Origin of the sequence: Brevundimonas halotolerans (assembly GCF_003730275.1) — a bacterium.
Classification (GTDB): domain Bacteria; phylum Pseudomonadota; class Alphaproteobacteria; order Caulobacterales; family Caulobacteraceae; genus Brevundimonas; species Brevundimonas halotolerans.
Map to the genome: position 1 here is coordinate 29,143 of NZ_QTTA01000006.1, position 21,789 is coordinate 50,931.

Genomic DNA, 21,789 nt, shown 5'->3' on the forward strand with positions numbered 1-21,789 from the left:
GAGCGGAGGCTAGGCAGTGCCCATGAAACCGCTGTCCGGCCTGCGCCTTGTTGAATTCGACGGACTGGGCCCCGTCACCTTCCTCGGCATGGTGCTGGCCGACCTCGGCGCTGACGTGGTGCGCCTGACCCGTGCGGACAGTGTGGGCGCGGCTGTCTTCACCGAAGTGGGCGGAGCCATCCTGCACCGGGGGCGACCCGCCGTGCCCGTGGACCTGAAGGAAGAGGGCGACCGGGCCCGGGTGCTGGACCTGCTGGCCCACAGCGACGGCCTGATCGAAGGCTTCCGCCCCGGGGTCATGGAGCGGCTGGGTCTCGGGTCCGACGTCTGCATGGCCCGCAACCCGGCGCTGGTCTATGCCCGGGTAACCGGCTGGGGCCAGACCGGACCGCTGGCCTCATCGGTCGGCCACGACATCAACTATCTGGCCCTCAGCGGCGCGCTCAGCACCTTCGGCGAGGAGGACCGCCCCGCCCGGCCACCACTCAACCTGGTCGGGGACTATGCCGGCGGGGCCCTGATGGGGGCCATCGGCCTGCTGTCCGGCATCCTGCAGGCCCGCGCCACCGGCAAGGGGGCGGTGGTGGATATCGCCATGACCGACGGGGTCGCGCTGATGACCGCCCTGTTCCATGCGCTGAAGGCCCGGGGCCTCTGGACAGACCAGCGCAATGCCAATCTGCTGGATGGCCGGGCGCCTTTCTATCGCTGCTATCGCTGCCGTGATGGGGGTGAGGTGGCGGTGGGGGCGCTGGAGCCTCGCTTCTACGCGGCGCTGCTGGCCGGGCTGGGCCTGACGTCCGAAGACGCCCCGCAGTACGACCGTAGCCGATGGCCGGAAATCACGGACCGGCTCGGCGCCATCTTCACAACGCGCGACCGCGACGACTGGGCAAGCCTGTTCGCGGGCACCGAGGCCTGTGTTACCCCGGTCCTGACCCTCAGCGAGGCCGTCGCGAACGCCCACAACCAGGCTCGTGGGACGTTTGACATAGCGGGCGCCCCCGCCCCTGCCCCGATGTTCGATGGCGTCAGGCCCAGTGGCGAAACGGAGACGCCGCCGCCTCTGGACCTCTCGGATGCACTTGAACGATGGCTCGGAGTGACACCCCCAAGCTGACCTTTGGCCGCTGACCTGACCCATTCCCCCGCGCCTCTTGATCAGGCATGAAGGGCCATCGGGAACGGCCTGCCGATCCAGGCATTTTCCCTCGTAGACCCACGGGTTTCCATTGAAGGGGGCACACCATGAGACATGAAATGAAACTGGCCGGACTGGCAGGGCTCGCCGCAGCCCTGCTGACCCTGTCGGCCTGTGGCGATCCACTTCCCGATGACGAGGGCGTCGAGCCGATCGGCCCGGAAGTGACCGAGCCGGCGATTCCGGAGACCGAACCGGTCGAGCCGCCGCCGGAAACCGAAGTGCCGATCCAGCCGCCGCCCACCCTTCCGACGGATAATCGGACGTCGGAAGAATCGGTTCGCCCTGATAGCGACACGCTTTTCTATTGATAAGGGACGATTCCCGGTCATACCGCCGGGATGATCGTCTGCCGCCTCTATCGTCCGGGTTCCGTTTGCTGAAGCACCGCACACTCTTGCTCGCAGGTCTCGCGGTGCTCAGCCTGTCGGCCGGAAGGGCGATGGCGGACCCGAAGGCCCAGGTTCGCGGGGATCTGGATGAGGACCTGCGTCAGCGGATCGTCGAGGTCATCGGCGAAGTGGACGGCCCTGCGGGCAACCGCTTCGAAGCCCGGCGCCATGCGCGGGCGGCGGCCGAGTCGGCCGAGGCGCTGCTGCGCTCCGAAGGTTATTACCAGGCCCAGATCGAGGATGCGGTCGAGGGCGAGGATACGCCGGTCGCCATCATCATTGTCGAGCCCGGCCGACGGTTCCTGATCTCCAATCCGACCGTGACCTGGACTGATGAAACGCCCCTGCCCGAGATCGAGGCCCAGGTGCGAGAGGAAATCAGGCTTGAGCCCGGCGATCCGGGACGGGCCGTCGAGGTCATCGCCGCCGAGGGACGCATCGTCGCGGGCCTGACGCGCCGGGGCTATGCCGATGCGCGGGCCCAGACCCGCCGGGTCGTGGTCGATCACGCCACATTCTCGGTCGAGCCCGAATACCGGATCGATTCCGGCCCGCTGGTGACCCTCGACGGTATCCAGCTTGAAACGCGCGGCATCACGAGTGCCCGCTGGGTCGCGGGTCTGGCCCCGTGGGACGAGGGCGATGTCTACAACCCAGAGCAGGTCGCCGAGCTGGAGCGCCGCCTGCTGGAGACGGGCGTCTATGATGGCGTCGGCGTCGCGCTGACCCCGCCCGGGCAGACCACGCCCGACGGCAACCGGCCGGTGATCGTCACCCTGACGGACCGGCCCGCGCGCATCCTTGAGGCCGGAGCCACCTTGTCGACGGCAGAGGGCGCCGGTATCGACTTCATCTGGACGCACTACAACCGCTTCGGCCGCGCCGACACCCTGCGCTATCAGGCGAGACTGGCCGGCATCGACAGCCGCATCGGTGTCGATCTCAGCCTGCCGCACTGGCGCCGCCCGGGCCGCACGGCCCAGCTTTCGGCAGCCCTCGTCAACGAAGACACGGACGCCTATCGCCGGACGGGTATCAGCCTCGCCGCCGACCTTAACCAGCGCCTCGGGCGGACGTCCTATTTCAGCTACGGCATCGGACTGGACGCCGGTCAGTATGCCGAGAGCCGTTTTGATCCGACGACCCAGCTGCCGGTCCGTTTCGACCGTGACCTGGCTCTGCTGACCCTGAGGGGCAGCAGCTACATGGATCGATCAAACGATCCGCTGAATCCGACAAGCGGCTGGCGACTGACCGTCTCGGCCCAGCCGACGTTCGTGACTGGCGAGGACAATGTCGCCTTCCTCAGGACCGAGGCCCAGGCCACCACCTATATTCCATTAGACTCTGAAGCGCGCACAGTCGTAGCCGGCCGCGTGCGGCTGGGCAGTATTCTTGGGGGTGACGAACTGACCATACCGTCGGATCGTCTGTTCTACTCGGGCGGCGGGGGCTCGGTCCGCGGCTTTGCCTATCAGGGCGTGGGGCCGCGGCTGCCCGACGATACGCCCCGGGGTGGCCTCTCTCTGTTCGAGACCTCGCTGGAGGTCCGTCGCGATCTCGGTCGGAACTTTGGTGCGGTCGTATTTGTCGATGCCGGGGCCATTGGTTTTCAAGAAACGCCCAACTTCAACAACCTGCGCTATGGCGTGGGCGCCGGCGTGCGCTACAATCTGCCGTTCGGGCCGATCCGGGCCGACGTCGCCTTCCCGCTGGAACGCCGTCCCGCCGACGCCGATTTCCAGATCTACATCAGTATCGGCCAGGCGTTTTGACCGACTCCGCCCCTCCCCCTTCCGAGCCCGAGACGCCGCAGACCGAGAAGCAGAAGCGGTCGCTGGCCCGGCGGATCGCCGTCATCACGGGCATTGCGGTCGGCGTTATCGTGGTTCTGCTGGCCGTCGCCCTGCTCGGCGGGCGCGCCTATCTGCTGAGTGGGCCGGGACGCGAACTGGTCAGCACCTTTGCCAATGGTACCAAGATTGGTCGCTACGGCCGGATCAACGTCGAAGGGCTTGAGGGCGACCTCTTCAACGACTTCACCCTGGCCCGGGTGACCGTCACCGATGAAGAGGGAGTGTGGCTCGAGGTCACCGACGTTCGCGTCGACTGGAGCTATCTGCCGCTGCTGGGGCGCCGCTTCCATGCGGACGAAATCACGGCAGGGCGTATTCATGTGCTGCGTCGCCCGATCCTGGAGGTCTCGACTGACCCCCCCGGCGCCATGCCGCTGGATGTGGACATCGACCATTTCGCCGCCGAGATCGAACTGCACGAGGATTTCAGCCAGACCTATGGCCACTGGCGCGTTGAGGGCGAGGCCCAGGTCCTGCGCAAGGGGCTGACCACGGCATCCGTGGATGCCTTCAGCCTCGACCGGGAGGGAGACTTCCTGAAGCTGGAAGCCTCGCTGGGCGAGTCGATCGAGCAGATGGAATTGACCCTCGAGGCCCGCGAGGCACGGGGCGGTCCCCTCGCCGGCATGCTGGGCTATTCGCCCGACCAACCGTTCCTCGTGAACGCCGTGGCCAATGGCCGGGTGATCGACGCGACCGCGCGGACCGGTGACTTTGTGCCCCTGCGAATCCAGGGCCGGTTCAGCGACGAGGGTGCGCGTGCCTCGGGCTATGTGAACTTCAGCGGCTCGGACCTGTTTGCGCCCTTCATCGACCGGATCGGTCGCACCGCGCGCTTTGGCCTCGCCGGAATACCGTTGCCGAACGAAGAGGACGTGCAGGCCGTGGCCTGGCGTCTGTTCGCGGACAACATCACGACCCGCGTGGACGGACAGGTCCATGTAGAGGACATGAGCAGCCCTGAGGGACTGACCGTCGATATCGCCACGCCGTCCCTGTCGCGGCTGGCGGGCGTTCCGCTGGCCGGGGCCTCGACCTATCAGGGCACCTTCACCGGTGGCGCAGATCGGTGGGAACTGGAAGGCCAAGTCTCCCTCAACAATACGGAGCTGGCCAGCTACCGGGCCCAGCGGCTGGAGGGGCCGCTGAATCTGACGGGCCGGGAGAGCGGCTATACACTGACGACCGAGCTCGCGGCCACGGGAGGCTCGCGCTCCGGCATGGTCGGTGGCCTGCTGGGCTCCGCGCCGCGCCTCTCGGCCGAGGTTGCCTATGGGACGGACGGCTCGGTCCTGCTGCGGCGTATGGACCTGACGGGAGAGGCCCTGCGGATCAACGGTTCTGGGGGGCGCGCGCTCAATGGATCGCTACGTTTCAACGGCGAGGCCCGCGTCACCGATGTCTCGCGCCTCTCTCCCGATGCCTCCGGCTCGTTCGGCGGCCCGATCCGGGCAACATCCTCGGCCGGGGGCGGCACCTGGACGCTTGGCTTCGACGGCCGGGCTCGCCAGCTGACCACCGGCATGGACGAGCTGGACCGCCTGCTGGGCCCCTCCCCCTCTCTGGACCTGGCCGGCACGCTTCGAGGGGGACGCGTCGAGGTGACCCGTGCCGTCCTGGAGGGCGAGAACGGACAGGCGACTGGTCGCGGCCTGATCGAAGCTAATGGTGAGCTCAAGCTGGCGGTCGACTGGACAGCGTCGGGCCCGTTCGGTGTCGGGCCTGTCGAGATTGATGGCGCCATGCAGGGCGACGGCGCCCTGACCGGGACGTTGGCCCAGCCCCGGCTGGACCTCACGGCCGGCTTCGAATGGGTCGCTGTCGGGCCCATGGATCTACGCGAAACCCGGCTGGTGCTCAGCTTCCGTCGGGGCGCGGACGCGTCGGACGGGCGCGTGGCCATAACCGGTGCCTCGGCCTTCGGACCGGCGCGGGCCGTCGCCAACTTCTATCTGGGCGACGATGTTATCCGCCTCAGCGAGGTCGATATTGACGCCGGGGGGCTGGTGGCCCGCGGCTCCATCGGTCTATCGAACAGCTTCCCCTCCAGCGCCGATCTGGCCTTCATCGCGCGACCCGGAGCTTTCCTCAGCGCCGGCGAAATCGACGGCCGTCTTCGCCTGACCGATGCGCCAGGTCAGGATGCCGCGCTGATCGCCATTACCGGTCGCGGCGTGCGTCTGGCGGGATCGCCTTACGTCATACGCACACTGCAGCTGGGCGGCCGGGGCTCACTCGATCGCCTGCCGTTCAATGTCGTGCTCGATGTCGGTGGACCGACGCCTGTGCAGTTCGAGGGCGATGCCATCTATTCCCGGACGGACAGCGCCCAGTCGCTGACTTTGTCCGGCGGCGGACAGGTCCGCGATGTCGACTTCTCGACCCGGAACCCGATGGTCATCGCCTTTGCCGAAGATGGCCATGTCGCGCGCGTCGACATGAATGTGGGCGGTGGCATCCTGCTGGGGGAACTGCGTCAGGGTGAGGACTCTGTCGTCGTTCAGGCCGATCTGACCAGCGTGGAACTGGGGTCTGTGCTCGAGGACCTGCGGGGCCGGGTTACGGGCAGGATTTCGCTGCGCGGGTCGGGCGAGGACCTGTCGGGATCGGCCAATGTCTCGCTGGCCGGCGTGCGCAGTATCGACGCCCCCGCCGACATGACCATCGACGGCACGCTGGACGCCACCCTGGTCGGGGATCGCCTCGATCTCGAGCTGGTAGCGCAGGGCGAAGGCTCGGTGGACGCACGCATTGATGTGATCCTTCCCGTCGTCACCTCGGCCTCCCCTCTGCGGCTGGCTATTGCCCGGACCGGCGACATGTCCGGAGAGGTGGACATCAGCGGTCAGATCAAGCCGATCTGGGACGTCTTCGTCGGCGGCGAGCGAAGCCTGGCCGGACAGGTCGAGGCGCGGGCCACCCTGGGCGGCAGCCTGAACGCACCGCGCGTGAACGGCACGTTGACCCTGGCTGAGGGGGATTTCCGCGACTCGGCCTCGGGGCTGCGGCTCGCCAGCATCGATCTGGACACGCGCTTCGACGACACCACCGCCCTGATCCAGACCTTCACGGCCACCGACGGCTCGGGCGGCGCTGTATCGGGCAGCGGGCGCATTGGCCTGCGGGAGGGCAGCGGCTCCTCGCTCAAGCTCGACTTCCGCCGTTTCCAGGTGATCGACAACGAGATCGCCAGGGCCCGGGGTTCGGGTGAACTGACGGTCACCCGCGCAACAGATGGCAACATCACCCTGGTCGGCGATCTCTCCGTTGACGAGGCCCGGATCGAGCCCGAGCTGCCCGGCAACACCGGTATCGTCAGCATGGAGGTGGTGGAAATCAATCGCCCCGGCGGTGACCCGGACACCGACGCCGAAGAGCGGGCGCGGGGCCCCCAGATCGGGCTGAACATCGACATCCGCTCACGCGGGGGAAACATCGAGGTCTCGGGTCGCGGCCTGAATGTGCTGATGAATCTGGATGCCCGGGTGGGCGGTACGCTGAACCGTCCCACCCTCTCGGGAACGGCGCGGGTGGTACGCGGCGACTATGAGTTTGCGGGCAAGCGCTTCGTCTTCGATGAGGATGGCTCTGTCGACCTGTCGATGGACCCGCGTCTGATCCGTCTGAACCTGGAAGCGGTTCGCGAGGACCCGGTTCTGACGGCCAGCATCCGCGTCACGGGCACTGCCGAAAAGCCCGAGATCGCCCTGACCTCCACCCCCGCTCTGCCCCAGGATGAAATTCTGTCCCAGGTGCTGTTCGGACGCTCCGCTTCGCAGCTGTCGCCGGTCGAGGCGGCGCAACTGGCCTCGGGCGTGGCCTCCCTCGCCGGAGGTGGCGGCTTTGATGTGATCGGCGGCCTCAGGGAACTGGCCGGGCTGGACCGGCTGTCGTTCGGCGGCGAAGCCTCGGCGCTGACCGTGGCGGGCGGGCGCTATATCTCGGACGACGTCTATCTGGAGGTCATCGGCGGGGGTGAAGGCGGGGCCGCCGTCAGCGTCGAATGGCAGGTTCGACGCAATCTGGCGGTGACCTCGCGCTTCGGCGGCCAGGGCGAGGCCAGCCTGTCGGTCCGCTGGCGCCGCGAAAGCCGCCGTCCCGGCGAAAGCCGCGACAGCAGACCCAACCGCGACTGACCCTTCACCTTTGCCGGAAGGGTCGCTAGGGTCCGCCCGCATGCAGATACGCCCTGAGGACCAGATCGTGCTCGACCACGTCGCGGCGCGCCGTGATGACCTGATCGAACGCGCGGTCGGCTGGGCCAACATCAACTCGGGCAGCCGCAACGCCGACGGTCTGGATCGCGTGCTGACGGCCCTCGAACAGACAGTCAAACACCTGCCCTGCACGGTCGAGCGTGTGGCGACCGCGTCGTCCAGCCGCATTGAGGACGACGGCACCGAAGTGCCTCTGGGCTTCGCCCCCGCACTCCAGCTGACCCTGCGCCCCGAAGCCCCGATCCAGATCGTGCTGACCGGCCACTATGACACCGTCTTCGATGCCGACAGCCCGTTCCGGACGGTCGGCACCCGCGAGGACGGCGCCCTGCACGGCCCCGGCATCGCGGACATGAAGGGCGGCATCTCGGTGATGCTGGGCGCGCTGGAGGCTTTCGAGCAACACACTGACAAGGCCCGCGTCGGGTGGACTGTCCTCTTGTCGCCGGATGAGGAGATCGGCTCCCCGGGGTCGGCGCCGCTGCTGGCTGAATTAGGGGCGCGCGGCCATCTGGGCCTGACCTATGAACCCTCCCTGCCCGACGGCAGTCTGGCAGGGGCACGCAAGGGCAGCGGCAATTTCCACATCGTCGTGCGCGGCCGCTCTGCCCACGCCGGACGGGCCTATCATGAAGGCGTCAATGCCATGGCCGGTGCGGCGCGGCTGGCGACGGCCCTCGACGACCTGAACGGCCAGCGCGAGGGCGTGACCGTCAATGTCGCGCGCATTTCCGGCGGAGCGCCGCTGAACGTCGTCGCCGACACAGCGGTGGTCCGCTTCAACGTGCGCGTCCCGGATCCCGATGCCGCCGACTGGATCCTGGCCCAGATTCAGGACCTCGTGTCCCGACCACCGATCCCGGGAGCCACGGTTGAACTGCACGGCGGCTTCACCCGTCCGCCCAAGCCGATGGATGCCGCCCAGACCGAACTGTTCGAGGCGGTGCGTCAGGCGGGTGAACTGCTGAACCAGACCCTGCGCTGGCAGCCGTCAGGCGGGGTGTGCGAAGGCAACAACCTGCACGCGGCGGGCCTGCCCAATATCGACACCCTCGGCGTCATCGGCGGTGCCATCCACTCGGATCAGGAATATGCCTGGCCCGACAGTTTCGTCGCGCGGGCCCAGCTGTCCGCCCTGATCCTGTGCAAGGTGGCCTCGGGCGAGATCGATGCCCTCCATCTCAAACAGCTTCGTCTTCAGTCCAGGTAGGTTTCATGCTGGTCGTTCGCCCCGCCGGTCCCGGCGATCTGGATTCCCTGCTGGAACTGGCCATCCTGTCCGGGCCCGGCTTTACCAGCCTGCCGGAAGACCCGGACCAGCTGAGCGAGCGGCTGGACCTCAGCCGCGACAGCTTCATGGGCAAGATCGAGGCGCAGGAGCGCTGGTACACCCTGATGCTCGAGGAATCCGAGACCGGCGACGTGGATGGCGTGGGGTCGGTCAAGGCGGCGGTCGGGCTGAACCGGCCCTTCTTCAGCTTCCGGGTAGTGAACAACACCCAGTCCTCGCCCTCGCTCGGCATCAAGCTCGAACAGAAAACCCTCGTGCTGGTCAATGAATGCACCGGCTGGTCCGAGGTCGGTTCGCTGTTCCTGAAGGCGGACCGGCGCAAGGGCGGGGCCGGACGGTTGCTGAGCCAGTCGCGCTATATGCTGATCGGGGCCGAGCCCGACCTGTTCGCCGACACGGTGCTGGCCGAGCTGCGCGGTGTCTTCACGCCCGACGGGGCCTGCCCCTTCTGGGATCATGTGGCGCACAAATTCTTCCCGATGGAATTTGACGAGGCCGACCGGATGACCGGCTCGACCGACAAGCAATTCATCCTCGATCTGGCGCCCCGTCATCCGGTCTATATCGAGCTGCTGCCCGAGCCGGCGCGCGCGGTGATCGGCAAGGTGCATCCCCAAGGCGTGCCCGCCATGGCCCTGCTGGAATCCGAGGGCTTCCGTCCCAATGGTCTCGTCGACATCTTTGACGCCGGCCCGACCGTCACCTGCCGTCGCGACGATATCCGCACGGTGCGCGACGCCCGCCGCCTGACGGTGAAGATCGAAACCGAGGTCGAGGCCGAACTGCCCAGCCTGATCTCGACCGACCACGTCACGGGCTTTCGCGCGGTTCGGCAAAAGGCCGCTATCGACGACGAAACCGTGATCCTCAACGCCGAGACCGCCGCCGCCCTCAAGGTCAGGGCCGGTGATACGGTGCGCGTGAAAAGCTGACCTGTAAGGACCCCTCATGACTGCCTTTGCCTCCATCGATCCCGCGACCGGCGACACCGTCTGGGAAGGACCGGCCTCGACTGGCAGCGAGGTAGAGCAGGCTGCGGCCCGCGCGCGCGCCGCCTTCCCCGACTGGGCCGATCGTCCGCGGCAGGACCGGATCGATGCCGTCAAACGCTATCAGGCGGTGCTGAAGGCGCGCGCGCCCGAGATCGCCGAAGCCATCAGCCGCGAGACCGGCAAGCCGCTGTGGGAAACCCGCACCGAGGCCACGGCCATGCAGGGCAAGGTCGATATCTCGATCCGCGCCTATGACGAGCGCACCGGCGAGCGCACATCCGATACCGGTTTTGGTCGCGCCACCCTGCGGCACCGCCCGCATGGCGTGGCGGCGGTGCTCGGGCCGTTCAACTTCCCGGGGCACCTGCCCAATGGCCATATTGTCCCGGCCCTGCTGGCGGGAGATACGGTCATCTTCAAGCCGTCCGAGGAAACCCCGCTGACCGGCCAGCTGATGGTCGAATGTCTCAAGGAGGCGGACCTGCCTGACGGCGTCGTCAATCTGGTCCAGGGCGGACGTGACGTGGGGGCGGCCCTGCTGGATCAGGAGATCGACGCCCTGATGTTCACGGGCTCAGGCGCAGCCGGTGCCCATTTCAAACGCCACTTCGCCGACAATCCGCACGTGATTCTGGCGCTGGAACTCGGGGGTAACAATCCGCTGGTGGTCTGGGATGCCGCCGATGCCGAGGCCGCCGCCGGCATCATCCTCCAGTCCGCCTTCATCACAACCGGCCAGCGCTGCTCGTGCGCGCGCCGGCTGATCCTGCCAGAGGGGTCACAGGGCGACGCCATCGTCGAGGCCATCGCCGCCTTGGCCGACCGCATTGTCTTCGCGCCGTGGGACAGCGATCCCGAGCCCTATGGCGGACCGCTGATCTCGAACCGGGCCGCCAGCGCCGCCCTCCATGCCCTGCAGCAGCGCATTGATGCCGGGGCCAGGGTGATCCGCGCATCAGGTCTGATCGAGGGCCTGTCCGGCGCCTTTGTTCAGCCGTCAATCATTGATACAACCGGCGTCGATGTACCGGATGAGGAAATCTTCGCCCCCTTCCTGCAGGTCCGTCGCGTCCCCGATTTCGAAAGCGCCCTCCGCGAGGCCAATGCGACGAAGTACGGCCTGTCGGCGGGTCTAGTCTCGGATGATCCGGCCAACTGGCAGCGGTTCATCGACCGCATCCGGGCGGGCGTGGTGAACTTCAACCGGCCGACCACGGGCGCCGCCGGCGACATGCCGTTCGGCGGTCTGGGCCAGAGCGGCAATCACCGCCCCTCGGCCTACTATGCGGCCGACTATTGCGCCTATCCGGTCGCCAGTTTTGAAGCGGATGACGTCAAGAACATCGAAAGCGAGATCAAGGGCTTGCGGTCATGACCTCAACCGCTGTCGAGGCCAATGCCGATGGCCTGATCGGGCCGACCCACTCCTACGCCGGGCTGTCGCCGGGCAATCTGGCGTCCAGTCTGCATGCGGGGAAGGCCTCTAACCCGCGCGCCGCCGTGCGTCAGGGTCTGGACAAGATGAAGGTGCTGGCCGACCTCGGCCTGCCCCAGTTTGTGCTCCCGCCACAGGAACGGCCGGACATCCCCTTCCTGCGCAGCCTCGGCTTCACCGGCTCCGACGCCCGCGTCCTCGAACAGGCCTGGAAGGACGCGCCGTCCTTCGCTGCCGCCGCCTGCTCGGCCTCGTCCATGTGGGCCGCCAACGCCGCCACCGTGACGCCGTCCGCGGACGCCGTCGACGGCCGGGTGCATTTCACCCCCGCCAACCTCATCACCAACCTGCACCGGTCGCTGGAGCACCAGCAGACGAAACGGGCGCTGGACGCCCTGTTCCCCGACCCGGCCCACTTTGCCGTGCACGACGCCCTGCCCTCTGTCGCCCATCTCGCCGACGAGGGCGCCGCCAACCACGTCCGCATGTGTGCCGACCACGGGGCGCCGGGGGTCAATCTGCTGGTCTGGGGACGGGAGGCCTGGGAGGGCTGGGACGGCCCCTACCCGGCTCGCCAGACGCATGAGGCCTCACAAGCCATCGCCCGCCGTCATGGCGCGACCGGCGCTGTCTTCCCGCGTCAGGGCCGGGCGGCGATTGCAGGCGGGACCTTCCACAACGACGTGGTCTGCGTGGGCGCCCTCGACACCCTGTTCTTCCACGAGCTGGCGTTCGAGGACACGGCCGGGACGCTCGATGCGGTCCGCAAGGCTGCAGAGGGGCGGTTCGAGCCGATCTTCGTCGAGGTTTCGGCAGCCGACCTCCCCCTCGCCGACGCCATCTCCAGCTACCTGTTCAATTCGATGCTGATCCAGGTGCCGGGCGAGGATCGCCTGACCCTGATCTGTCCGACCGAGACACGCGACAATCCGCGCAGCCACGCGGTGGCCGAACGTATCGCCGCCTCCAACGGCCCGATCGGCCGGGTGCGCTACGTCGATGTGCGTCAGTCGATGATGAACGGCGGCGGTCCCGCCTGCCTGCGCCTGCGTGTGGTGCTGACCGAGGCAGAGCTGGCGGCGACCAACCCGGCCATGCGGCTGACGGACGACCTCTACGTCCGGATCGGAGAATGGGCCGACCGCTGGTACCGCGAAACCCTGAGCCCGCAAGATCTGGCCGACCCGGCCCTGCTGGACGAGTCCCGCGGGGCGCTCGACGCGCTCACCGGCATCCTCTCTCTAGGCGGCGACTTCTATCCGTTCCAGCGCAGCTAGGCCGCGAAACGTCCGCCCTTGGCGGCATAGGCCTGGGTGCCACGCGTGAAGACGGTGTCGGTGGGCAGGATGGCGTCGATGGCGATGTCGTCCTTGCCCTCAAGCCGGTCATAGATCGGCCCGAAGTCCTTCAGCGTCTCATCCTTGAGCGCCTCGAGGCTGTCGATGACGAAGTAGACCTGCTGGAAGTCGTCGATGCGGTACAGGGTGCGCATTACCCGCTCGAGGTCGAAGCCGAGGCGGTTCGGCGATGGGTCATCGAGCGCAAATACGCTCTCGGTCGAAGATGAGACAATCCCGGCGCCATAGATCCGCAAGTTGTCGCCTTCCTTCATCAGGCCGAACTCGACCGTGTACCAGTACAGCCGCGCCAGATTGGCCAGCATGCCGCGCTTGGCCGCGCGCTGCCCGCCCTTGCCATAGGCCTCCATATAGGCGGCGAAATCCGGGTCGGTCAGCATGGGAACATGGCCGAACACATCGTGGAAGATGTCCGGCTCCTGCAGGTAATCCAGCTGATCGGGCTTGCGGATGAACTGGCCCGACGGGAAGCGCCGGTTGGCCAGATGGTCAAAGAACACCTCGTCCGGCACCAGTCCCGGCACGCAGACGACCGTCCAGCCCGTCAGAGCCTGAAGCTTGGGGTTCATGGTCTCGAAATCGGGGATGCCGCCGGTGTTAAGGTCCAGCGCGTCCAGCCCCTTCAGGAAGACGTCCGAGGCGCGTCCGGGCAGGATTTTCATCTGCCGGGCGTACAGCGTGTTCCAGGTATCGTGCTCGACCCGGGTATAGGCCGACCAGTCCTGCGGAATGGTCCAGTCTTCGGCCGCCCCCTCGGGCGGCGCTTCAAAGACATGTTCGAAATCGGACATCAGGTCCCCTTCGCATCGGCTGAAATGGCGCGAGCATCCTAGGCGCTCGCGGCATCAAGGACCATACGTTGGCGAGCGAAGTCGCCTCAGTGCAGGTCGACGAATCGCGGCTGCAGGCGCCCTTGATCATCGTGCCGGAACCAACGCTTGAGGTGCGGAAGGGCTGCATGTTCGGGGTCTGGTCCGGCCATCAGGCTCTGCTCGGCGGCATAGACCAGGATCCCTGACGACTCCTCGATAACCAGCACCTTGTAGAAAGGCTGATCGGTCGACAGGGCCCCGGTCTCACCGACCGGTCCGTCATAGCTGGCGTCGACATCAATGATTACGCCGCTGAAGGCGTCATCCAGTTGGCGAACGCTCTGGCCCAGTCCGAATTTGGCAGCTTTGGTCTTCATCATGGGGCCAGACTAGCGGGGCCCGTCTGAGCCCTCTCCGACCCTTCTGTTCATTTTCGCGACAGACTGGCTTGGCGCGGACGATCCCATCTGGTTAGTCTGTCGGCGACGGGGTCCGCTTCGGGTCCCCTTTGAAAGTTCGGCCATGCCGGAGATCGACGGCGCGCCCCCGGGGCGCGACGGAAGGTCCCCCCGCCCTGGCGATGCGGCTACTGCGCCGCAACTCTATGGCGCCCTTGATCTGGGGACCAACAATTGCCGCCTGCTGATCGCGCGTCCGACGCGTGATGGCTTCAGAGTGGTTGATTCGTTCAGCCGCATCGTCCGGCTGGGCGAAGGCATCAGTCGCAGCGGGCGGCTGACGGACGACGCCATGGACCGGGCCTATGATGCCCTCTCCATTTGCGCCGAACGGGTCGCCAAGAAAAACCTGCCCTCCGAACGCATCGCCGCCGTCGCGACCCAGGCCTGTCGCGCGGCCGAGAATGGGCCGGAATTCATCGAACGGGTCCGCGTCGGCACCGGGCTGAGGCTGCGGATCATTACCCCCGATGAGGAGGCCCGCCTGTCGGTCGAGGGCTGCCGCAATCTGCTCGACAGCAGCGCCCAGGCGGTACTGGTTGTGGACGTCGGGGGCGGATCCACAGAACTTTCATGGCTGGTGCGTGCCGACCAGGGCTTTGAGACCGTCGGCTGGATGTCAGCGCCCGTCGGGGTCGTCACCCTGGCCGAAAGACACCCGGAGACGCCGGACGACCCGCTGATCTGGTATGAGGCCATGGTGGCCCATATGGCCGCCGCCATTCAGTCCGCCCCCGTGAACGGCACGGTGAAGGCCCTGTTTGATGAGGGACGAGCCCATCTCGTGGGCACCTCAGGTGCGATCACAAGCCTGGCGGGCATCCACCTGAAACTGCCCCGCTATCAGCGGGACCGCGTCGATGGCCTTTGGATGACGCGAACCGATTGCGAAGCGGCGGCCAGTCTGTTGCTCGACCTCGGCCCCGCAGGCCGGGCCCGCAATCCGTGCATCGGTCCGGACCGTGCCGATCTGGTCATGGCCGGGGCGGCGATCCTCGAAGCCGTGCAACGCGCCTGGCCGTGCGAGCGGGTGCGCGTCGCCGACAGGGGCCTCCGCGAGGGCCTGCTGCTGGAGCGGATGCGGTCAGGGCGGCGTCGTCGACGTCGGTCCCGAGGAAGACGCTAGATCAACCGAAGGCCGGGTCGCTCACCTGAACCGGCAGCTCCAGATCGCAGATCGAAAAATCAGCCCCCCGCTGCAAGCGGACGCTCTCGATGGTGGTGGCAAAGATCGGCGAGCCTGCATCCAGCACCCGGGCTGTCGGTCGGCTCTCGACCGGAAGGTCCGAGGCCACGCGGACACGCAGCATGCGATCCGGCTCGGCGGGCACCATGCCGCTGGGTTCCTCGCCGACCTTGAGCGCCCGCACAACGTCCAGGCCCACAATCACCCGGCCCCAGACCGTGTAGCGCTTGTCCAGCGACGGATAGGCCTGACGCATCAGGAAAAACTGGCTGTTGGCCGTGTCGGGATCCTCGTCCCGCGCCATGCCGGCTACGCCCGGGCAGTACATCGCCCAGCCATGCACCATCCCGTCGCTGGTCCGGGGCATCAGCTCGGCTGGCTGGGTCTGCACCGGGAGCGAGCCGACAAAGCCCAGCAGGGCCCCCATCGGCGCTGACACCGGCGTGAAATCCATGTCCGGCCCACGACGGAAGGTGAACTCTCCCGGCAGGTCCGGATAGGCGCTTTGTCCGTCACCTGTGCCGAGAGGATCACCCGTCTGGGCCATGAACCAGTCGATCACGCGGTGCCAGGCCAGACCGTCATAGAACCCCAGACCCGCCAACAGACGGATGCGCTCGACATGCGCCGGAGCAACCTCGGGCGCCAGCTCGACCAGAATCCGGCCCTTGGTCGTATCGATGATCAGCAGGTTCTCGGGCGCCACCAGGCGCCAGTCCTGAGAAGGAGGGCGCGTCACGGCAGCCGGCGGGACCTCGGCAGGCTGGGCCGGAGGGGGGGCCTCCTGCGCCGCGGCTGGCATCGCCAGTGCCAGCACCATCGCGCCCGATAGGGCCTTGATCACGTTTGCAGGGCACATGCGGTCCCCTCCCCTGGCTTGCTTACTGGACACGCGACGGCAGCTGGACGTCGCAGATGTTGAAGTTTGATCCCCGGGCGGCCCTGGTCTCCGCGATGATCTCGGCCGCCTCGGGGCTTCCGTCGCGCAGAACCTGCACTGTGGGGCGTTCCCTCTCGGGCAGCGCCGTCGCCAGCCGCACCCGCACAAGCGTGTCGGGATCAGCGCCGACCCGGCCATTGTCGGACTCGGGCCCGGACTTGAGCGTCGTGACCACATCCAGCCCATCGACGATCCGGCCAAACGGCGTATAGATGCCGTTCAGCGCATCTTCCCGTCCGGTCATGAAGAAGAACTGGCTGTTCGCGCTGTCTAAGCTGCCCGCGCGGGCCATACCGACCACGCCGGGGCAGAACACCCCCTGCGCGCCAACCTTGAAGTCCGCCGTCACCATCATCTGGCTGTCCGGCTGGGTCACGACCGAAAGGCCCCGCATAATGCCCCGCAGCCCGGGACCGCTGCCCTCCACTGTCACGAAGCCGCTGTCACGCCCGCGGCGGAAGTTCAGTTCGGCACTGACGTCAGCCAGTTCGCTGCCGCCGCCGCCCGTCCCCATCGGATCGCCCGTCTGGGCCATGAAGCCCTCGATCACGCGGTGAAAGGTGTGACCGTCATAGAAGCCCTGATCCGCGAGGGTGGTGACCCGCTCGACATGGGCCGGCGCCACATCGGGAAACAGCTCGACCAGCACCCGGCCCTTGCTGGTCTCGACCACCAGCAGCCGCTCCGCCGGCACGGTGCGCCAGCTGGACGCCTCCTGGGCCACGGCGGGCAGAGGCGCGGCGCTCAGCAGCAGGGCGGACAGAACCAGGGCAGGGCGGGATTTCATCAGCATACACTTCACCTGTCAGTTTCCGCCCTTGACCCGGGTGCGGACGCGCGCCGCAACTGCGGGGCTTACGAAACTCTCGATCTTCCCGTCCAGCCGGGCGATCTCCTTGACCAGACGCGAGGCGATGGCCTGATGTCGGGGATCGGCCATCAGAAACACAGTCTCGATCTCACTGTTCAGACGCTGGTTCATGGCCGTCATCTGGAACTCGTACTCGAAGTCAGCGACCGCCCGCAAACCTCGCACAATCACGCTGGCGTTCAGCGACTCGGCGAAATGCATCAACAGCGTATCAAAAGGCTGGACGACGATGTCGGCCTTCAGACCCATGACCTCGGTCCTGACCATCTCGACCCGTTCGGCGGTCGTAAACAGCGGCCCCTTGTCATCGTTCTGGGCGACGCCGATCACCAGACGATCGACCAGCTTCACGGCCCGACCGATGATATCCATATGGCCATTGGTGACGGGATCGAAGGTTCCCGGATACAGCCCGATGCGCATGTGTCGGCCTCCCTCAGTCTTCCCGGCTTAGCATCGGTCGCGCCCGGCTCCTAGACCGGCTGGGGTTCGGCCTGCGACCATGCAGCCGTGACCATGGCGAGGCGTTCGACGCTCACCGGAAACGTATGATCGCCGATAGCTGCGACACCGCAAGCGGGCGTGGCACTGTTCGTGATGAAGGCCCCATCAAAGCCGGACAGGTCGCCCACAGTGACCACCCGGGCTTCCTGTTTCAGGCCGATATCCGCCAAATGCGCCTTGATCAGCGCCTGGGAGACCCCCTCCAGCATCAGAGCCTCGGGCCACACCACCGTATCGCCGCTGACAAAGCCGATGTTCCAGAGACTTCCCTCCGAAATGCGACCCCCGGCATCGACGAACAAGGCATCGTCATATCCAGCAAGACACGCCAGCCTGCGCGCCCGGATCAATCCCATGGTCGCCACGTGCTTCAGTTCGGGCGTTTCCCGGGCATAGGTCTGCACCTGCAGCGTCAACGGCGTCTCGCCGAGGGGCGGCACCGGCGGAAAGACGCCGACCATCACGCGCGGCACGCCCCCATGGGCCGGCGACCGGGGACTTATCTCGCGCGAGAACAGGCTGACACGGACGAAGGCGTCGGGCCGGTCGCCCAACGCCTGACGAATCAGGTCGCGCACCCTGCCCTCCGGCACGGGCACGCCGAACAGTTCGGTGCCTGCATGGGTCAGGCGCGCCAGATGCCGGTCCAGCCCCCTCACAGACCCGCCCGCGACCGCAAACGAGGTGTAGGCCCCATAGTTGACCAGCGCCTGATGCGTCAGGTCTTCAACCGTCGCCGGCGCCCCATCGATCCAGAGGTCGCCAGCCGCCAAGGCCGTCAGCCCTCGCCGGCCTCACCAACGACGACATCACCGTCCGGCGCCTCATCGTCGCCCGGCGTCTCGGCCAGCCGTTCGACGGACACCACCTTCTCGCCCTCGGCGGTGCGGAATACGGTGACGCCCTGGCTGGAGCGACCGACCACGCGGATCTGGCCGACCGGCGTGCGGATCATCTGTCCGCCCGAGGTCACCAGCAGCAGGTCGTCAGTGTCCTCGACCGGGAAGGAGGCCGCCAGACGATTGCCCGCGCGTCCGCCCAGACCATGGGCTGTCAGCCCCTGCCCGCCCCGGCCCGTGCGCCGATACTCATAGGCCGACGAGCGCTTGCCGAAGCCGGTCTCGGTGATGGTCAGGATGAACTGTTCGGCCGCGCCCAGTTCCGCGATGCGTTCGGGCGAGATCGGGGCCTCGGCAACGGCTTCGTCGTCGGCCTCAACCGGCGTTTCATCCTCGCCCTCACCGGCGGCGCGGCGCATGGCGTTGGCGTGTTTGACATAGGCGGCGCGTTCCTCGGGCGTGGCATCCACCCGCCCCAGAACAGCCATGGAGATGACCTCGTCCGTCGGCTGCAGGCGTACACCCCGAACGCCGGTCGACTTGCGGCCCTTGAATACGCGAACGTCGTCGGCCTTGAACCGGATCGCCCGGCCCATGGCCGTGGTCAGCATGATGTCGTCATCGGCCTGGCACAGACCGACGCCGACCATGTGGTCGCCGTCCTCCAGTTCCATGGCGATCTTGCCGGCCCGGTTGACGGTGGCAAAGTCCGACAGCTTGTTCCGACGCACATCGCCCGAACGGGTGGCGAACATGATGTCGTAGTTGTCCCACTCTGACTCGTTTTCCGGCAGGGGCAGCACATTCATGATGCTGTCGCCCGGATCGATCGGCAGCAGGTTCACAAAGGCCTTGCCGCGCGACGTCGGCCCACCCAGCGGCAGACGCCAGGTCTTCAGCTTGTAGGCCTTGCCGTTCGAGGCAAAGAACAGCACCGGCGTATGGGTCGAGGCCGAGAAGACGCTGACGACGGCGTCATCATCCTTCATCGCCACACCCGAGCGGCCCTTGCCGCCGCGGTGCTGGGTCCGATAGGCGTTCAGCGCGACGCGCTTGACGTAGCCCCCATGAGTAACGGTGACGACCATGTCCTCGCGCGGGATCAGGTCCTCGTCTTCCATATCGGCGTCGCCTTCGCCGATCAGGGTGCGGCGCGGCACGGCGAACTGGTCCTTCACCGCGATCAGATCCTCGCGGATGATGGCCAGGATGTTGGCGCGGTCCGACAGGATCGTCAGGTGGCCCTGAATGGTGTCGGCAAGGCCGCGCGCCTCGCCAAAGATATCGTCGCGTCCCAGACCGGTCAGGCGCGATAGGGTCAGGGCCAGAATGGCGCGGGTCTGTTCGTCGGTCAGGCGGATCTTGTCGCCCTCGACCAGCACCGTACGCGGATCGGCGATCAGTTCGACCAGGGCCATCATGTCGCCGACCGGCCAGGATTTGGCCTGCAGGCGTTCGCGCGCCTCGGCCGGGTCGACCGACGAGCGGATGATGTGGATCACTTCGTCGATATTGGCGACGGCGACGGCCAGACCGACCAGAACATGGCCGCGGTCGCGGGCCTTGCCCAGCTCGAACTTGACCCTGCGGACGACCACTTCCTCGCGGAACTCGAGGAAGGCCTCCAGCATGCGGCGCAGGCCCATCTGCTCCGGGCGGCCCTGGTTCAGGGCCAGCATATTGACGCCGAACGAGCTTTGCAGGGCAGTGTAGCGATACAGCTGGTTCAGGATGACATCGCCGGATGCATCGCGTTTCAGCTCGATGACGATCCGCATGCCCTGACGGGCCGACTCGTCGCGAACGTCGGCAATGCCTTCCAGACGCTTTTCGCGGACCATTTCGGCGATGCGCTCGATCAGGGTCTGCTTGTTCACCTGGAACGGCAGTTCCGTGATAATGATGGCTTCGCGGTCCTTGCGGATCTCCTCGATCGTGGCCTTGCCGCGCACGATGATCGAGCCCCGGCCTTCGCGCAGGGCGTTGCGCGGCGCGGTCCGCCCCATGATCTCACCGCCGGTCGGGAAGTCGGGGCCGGGAACGATGTCGAGCAGGGCCTCATCGCCCATGTTCGGGTCGTCCAGCAGGGCCACCGCCCCGTCCACGATCTCACCCAGATTGTGAGGCGGGATGTTGGTCGCCATGCCGACGGCGATGCCGCCCGCGCCATTGACCAGCAGGTTCGGAATCCGCGCCGGAAGAACGACAGGCTCGAGTTCCTTCTCGTCATAGTTCGGCTGGAAATCGACCGTGTCCTTGTCGATGTCGGTCAGCAGCGCCACGGCCGCCGGGGCCATCCGGGCCTCGGTGTAACGCATGGAGGCCGGCATATCGCCGTCGACCGAGCCGAAATTGCCCTGGCCGTCGACCAGCATCAGCCCCATCGAGAAGGGCTGGGCCATGCGCACCAGCGCCATATAGACCGAGGCATCGCCGTGGGGGTGGAAACGACCCAGCACATCACCGACGACGCGCGCGCACTTCGAATAGGCGCGCTCGGGCGTCATGTTCAGGTCGTGCATCGAATACAGGATGCGGCGGTGAACCGGCTTCAGACCGTCGCGCACATCGGGCAGGGCCCGGCTGACAATGACGCTCATCGCATAGTCGAGATACGAACGGCGCAGTTCGTCCTCGATCGTGATGTTGTCTATGTGGCCGCCACCCCCGCCACCGGGAATTGCGGACGGGTCAGCGTGATCGGATGTGTCGTCGGTCAAGGATTTTTGGCTTCATCTGGCCGGAATCAGAACAACTTCCGGGCTTGGGGATTACTAGCATCGGCATCCGGGACTGGCAAAGTTAAGCCGCCACATATCCCCGGCCCTGAAATCGCATCGAGGAGAGACACGATGACCCTTCCCCGGCTTCCGCTTCTGATAGCCGCCTCTGTCGGCGCTACCGCCCTTATGTCGGGCTGTGTGGCCATGACCGAGAACCACTACGGCGCCGAGCGGCAGGCTGTCGCCCGCATCGGTGATTTCGGTGAGGCGACACTCATCAATGCTTCGGGCCAGAACATCGGACGCGCCGTCCTGACCCAGGGGCCCTCCGGCCTGCTGATCCGGGTCGAGGCCGACGGTCTGACGCCCGGCTGGCACGGCATTCACATCCATGCGACCGGCGAATGCGAAGCGCCCTTCACGTCAGCCGGCGGGCACATCAACCATGCGGATGGCGCAAAGCCGCACGGCCTGCTGAATGCCCAGGGGCCGGACGACGGTGACCTGCCCAACATCTATGCCGATGAACAGGGCCGGGTCCGCGCGGAACTCTTCACTACTCGCGCCCGGATCGCGCCCGAGGGCCCCGGCCAGTGGCTGTGGGACGATAACGGCTCGGCCATAGTCATCCATGCCATGCCCGACGACCACAAGAGCCAGCCCATCGGTGGTGCCGGTGACCGCGTAGCCTGTGGCATCATGGCGGCGGGCTGA

The 21,789-nt window shown here is 66.9% G+C and carries 17 protein-coding genes; 10 read left to right on the plus strand and 7 right to left on the minus strand.

Features of this window, described 5'->3' with window-relative positions; genetic code table 11:
- Positions 1-22 precede the first annotated feature (22 nt).
- From EG854_RS02375 to astB, 8 genes are all read left to right on the plus strand, one after another.
- Positions 23-1,120, plus strand: coding sequence for a CaiB/BaiF CoA transferase family protein (locus EG854_RS02375; RefSeq protein WP_123286140.1), 1,098 nt, complete (start codon positions 23-25; stop codon positions 1,118-1,120).
- Positions 1,121-1,260: 140 nt separating this feature from the next.
- A complete protein-coding gene (locus tag EG854_RS02380; RefSeq protein ID WP_123286141.1) occupies positions 1,261-1,512 on the plus strand; it encodes a hypothetical protein in 252 nt (83 codons plus the stop codon).
- A gap of 131 nt (positions 1,513-1,643) precedes the next feature.
- Positions 1,644-3,368 (plus strand): autotransporter assembly complex protein TamA, encoded by a 1,725-nt coding sequence (locus EG854_RS02385; RefSeq protein WP_123286142.1) that lies wholly within the window; start codon positions 1,644-1,646, stop codon positions 3,366-3,368.
- The gene (locus EG854_RS02390) at positions 3,365-7,585 is read left to right on the plus strand and encodes a translocation/assembly module TamB domain-containing protein (RefSeq protein WP_123286143.1); all 4,221 of its coding nucleotides are present in this window, start codon (positions 3,365-3,367) and stop codon (positions 7,583-7,585) included. Before EG854_RS02385 ends, EG854_RS02390 begins: the two co-directional genes overlap by 4 nt.
- A gap of 40 nt (positions 7,586-7,625) precedes the next feature.
- Positions 7,626-8,876, plus strand: coding sequence for a hydrolase (locus EG854_RS02395; RefSeq protein WP_123286144.1), 1,251 nt, complete (start codon positions 7,626-7,628; stop codon positions 8,874-8,876).
- 5 nt (positions 8,877-8,881) lie between these two features.
- On the plus strand, positions 8,882-9,889 hold the full coding sequence (locus tag EG854_RS02400) for an arginine N-succinyltransferase (RefSeq protein WP_123286145.1): 1,008 nt from the start codon (positions 8,882-8,884) through the stop codon (positions 9,887-9,889).
- A gap of 16 nt (positions 9,890-9,905) precedes the next feature.
- Entirely contained in the window at positions 9,906-11,324 is a 1,419-nt protein-coding gene (gene astD, locus EG854_RS02405; protein ID WP_123286146.1) for a succinylglutamate-semialdehyde dehydrogenase, read from the plus strand.
- Complete coding sequence (gene astB / locus EG854_RS02410) at positions 11,321-12,661, plus strand: N-succinylarginine dihydrolase (RefSeq protein WP_123286147.1); 1,341 nt, start codon at positions 11,321-11,323, stop codon at positions 12,659-12,661. Before astD ends, astB begins: the two co-directional genes overlap by 4 nt.
- Here astB and phhA read toward each other — a convergent pair.
- The gene (gene phhA / locus EG854_RS02415) at positions 12,658-13,533 is read right to left on the minus strand and encodes a phenylalanine 4-monooxygenase (protein ID WP_123286148.1); all 876 of its coding nucleotides are present in this window, start codon (positions 13,531-13,533) and stop codon (positions 12,658-12,660) included. The genes astB and phhA overlap by 4 nt on opposite strands.
- 86 nt (positions 13,534-13,619) lie before the next feature.
- Complete coding sequence (gene hspQ, locus EG854_RS02420) at positions 13,620-13,934, minus strand: heat shock protein HspQ (protein WP_123286149.1); 315 nt, start codon at positions 13,932-13,934, stop codon at positions 13,620-13,622.
- Positions 13,935-14,076: 142 nt separating this feature from the next.
- Between hspQ and EG854_RS02425 the strand changes: the two genes are divergently transcribed.
- Positions 14,077-15,138: a Ppx/GppA phosphatase family protein gene (locus EG854_RS02425; protein ID WP_123286150.1), complete on the plus strand. Its 1,062-nt coding sequence runs from the start codon at positions 14,077-14,079 to the stop codon at positions 15,136-15,138.
- 1 nt (position 15,139) lies between these two features.
- Here EG854_RS02425 and EG854_RS02430 read toward each other — a convergent pair whose 3' ends face one another.
- From EG854_RS02430 to gyrA, 5 genes are read right to left on the minus strand one after another with little or no spacing between them, the layout of a single operon-like run.
- Positions 15,140-16,057 carry a peptidylprolyl isomerase gene (locus EG854_RS02430; RefSeq protein WP_241153092.1) on the minus strand — a complete coding sequence of 306 codons (918 nt, stop codon included), beginning with the start codon at positions 16,055-16,057 and terminating at the stop codon, positions 15,140-15,142.
- A gap of 22 nt (positions 16,058-16,079) precedes the next feature.
- A complete protein-coding gene (locus EG854_RS02435) occupies positions 16,080-16,925 on the minus strand; it encodes a peptidylprolyl isomerase (protein WP_123286171.1) in 846 nt (281 codons plus the stop codon).
- Positions 16,926-16,943: 18 nt separating this feature from the next.
- Positions 16,944-17,432 (minus strand): pantetheine-phosphate adenylyltransferase, encoded by a 489-nt coding sequence (gene coaD, locus EG854_RS02440; protein ID WP_123286151.1) that lies wholly within the window; start codon positions 17,430-17,432, stop codon positions 16,944-16,946.
- A 50-nt stretch (positions 17,433-17,482) separates the two neighbouring features.
- On the minus strand, positions 17,483-18,286 hold the full coding sequence (locus tag EG854_RS02445) for an aminotransferase class IV (protein WP_123286152.1): 804 nt from the start codon (positions 18,284-18,286) through the stop codon (positions 17,483-17,485).
- Between the two features lie 5 nt (positions 18,287-18,291).
- A complete protein-coding gene (gene gyrA / locus EG854_RS02450; RefSeq protein WP_123286153.1) occupies positions 18,292-21,072 on the minus strand; it encodes a DNA gyrase subunit A in 2,781 nt (926 codons plus the stop codon).
- Positions 21,073-21,204: 132 nt separating this feature from the next.
- Here gyrA and EG854_RS02455 point away from each other — a divergent pair, with 132 nt between their 5' ends.
- Positions 21,205-21,789 (plus strand): superoxide dismutase family protein, encoded by a 585-nt coding sequence (locus tag EG854_RS02455; RefSeq protein WP_123286154.1) that lies wholly within the window; start codon positions 21,205-21,207, stop codon positions 21,787-21,789.

Bases quoted from the DNA above. Each gene is read 5' to 3' on its own strand.
- EG854_RS02375 (WP_123286140.1), top strand. From the start codon at position 23: ATGAAACCGCTGTCCGGCCTGCGCCTTGTTGAATTCGACGGACTGGGC.
- EG854_RS02380 (WP_123286141.1), top strand. From the start codon at position 1,261: ATGAAACTGGCCGGACTGGCAGGGCTCGCCGCAGCCCTGCTGACCCTG.
- EG854_RS02385 (WP_123286142.1), top strand. From the start codon at position 1,644: ATGGCGGACCCGAAGGCCCAGGTTCGCGGGGATCTGGATGAGGACCTG.
- EG854_RS02395 (WP_123286144.1), top strand. From the start codon at position 7,626: ATGCAGATACGCCCTGAGGACCAGATCGTGCTCGACCACGTCGCGGCG.
- EG854_RS02400 (WP_123286145.1), top strand. From the start codon at position 8,882: ATGCTGGTCGTTCGCCCCGCCGGTCCCGGCGATCTGGATTCCCTGCTG.
- astD (WP_123286146.1), top strand. From the start codon at position 9,906: ATGACTGCCTTTGCCTCCATCGATCCCGCGACCGGCGACACCGTCTGG.
- astB (WP_123286147.1), top strand. From the start codon at position 11,321: ATGACCTCAACCGCTGTCGAGGCCAATGCCGATGGCCTGATCGGGCCG.
- phhA (WP_123286148.1), bottom strand. From the start codon at position 13,533: ATGTCCGATTTCGAACATGTCTTTGAAGCGCCGCCCGAGGGGGCGGCC.
- hspQ (WP_123286149.1), bottom strand. From the start codon at position 13,934: ATGATGAAGACCAAAGCTGCCAAATTCGGACTGGGCCAGAGCGTTCGC.
- EG854_RS02425 (WP_123286150.1), top strand. From the start codon at position 14,077: ATGCCGGAGATCGACGGCGCGCCCCCGGGGCGCGACGGAAGGTCCCCC.
- EG854_RS02430 (WP_241153092.1), bottom strand. From the start codon at position 16,057: ATGTGCCCTGCAAACGTGATCAAGGCCCTATCGGGCGCGATGGTGCTG.
- EG854_RS02435 (WP_123286171.1), bottom strand. From the start codon at position 16,925: ATGAAATCCCGCCCTGCCCTGGTTCTGTCCGCCCTGCTGCTGAGCGCC.
- coaD (WP_123286151.1), bottom strand. From the start codon at position 17,432: ATGCGCATCGGGCTGTATCCGGGAACCTTCGATCCCGTCACCAATGGC.
- EG854_RS02455 (WP_123286154.1), top strand. From the start codon at position 21,205: ATGACCCTTCCCCGGCTTCCGCTTCTGATAGCCGCCTCTGTCGGCGCT.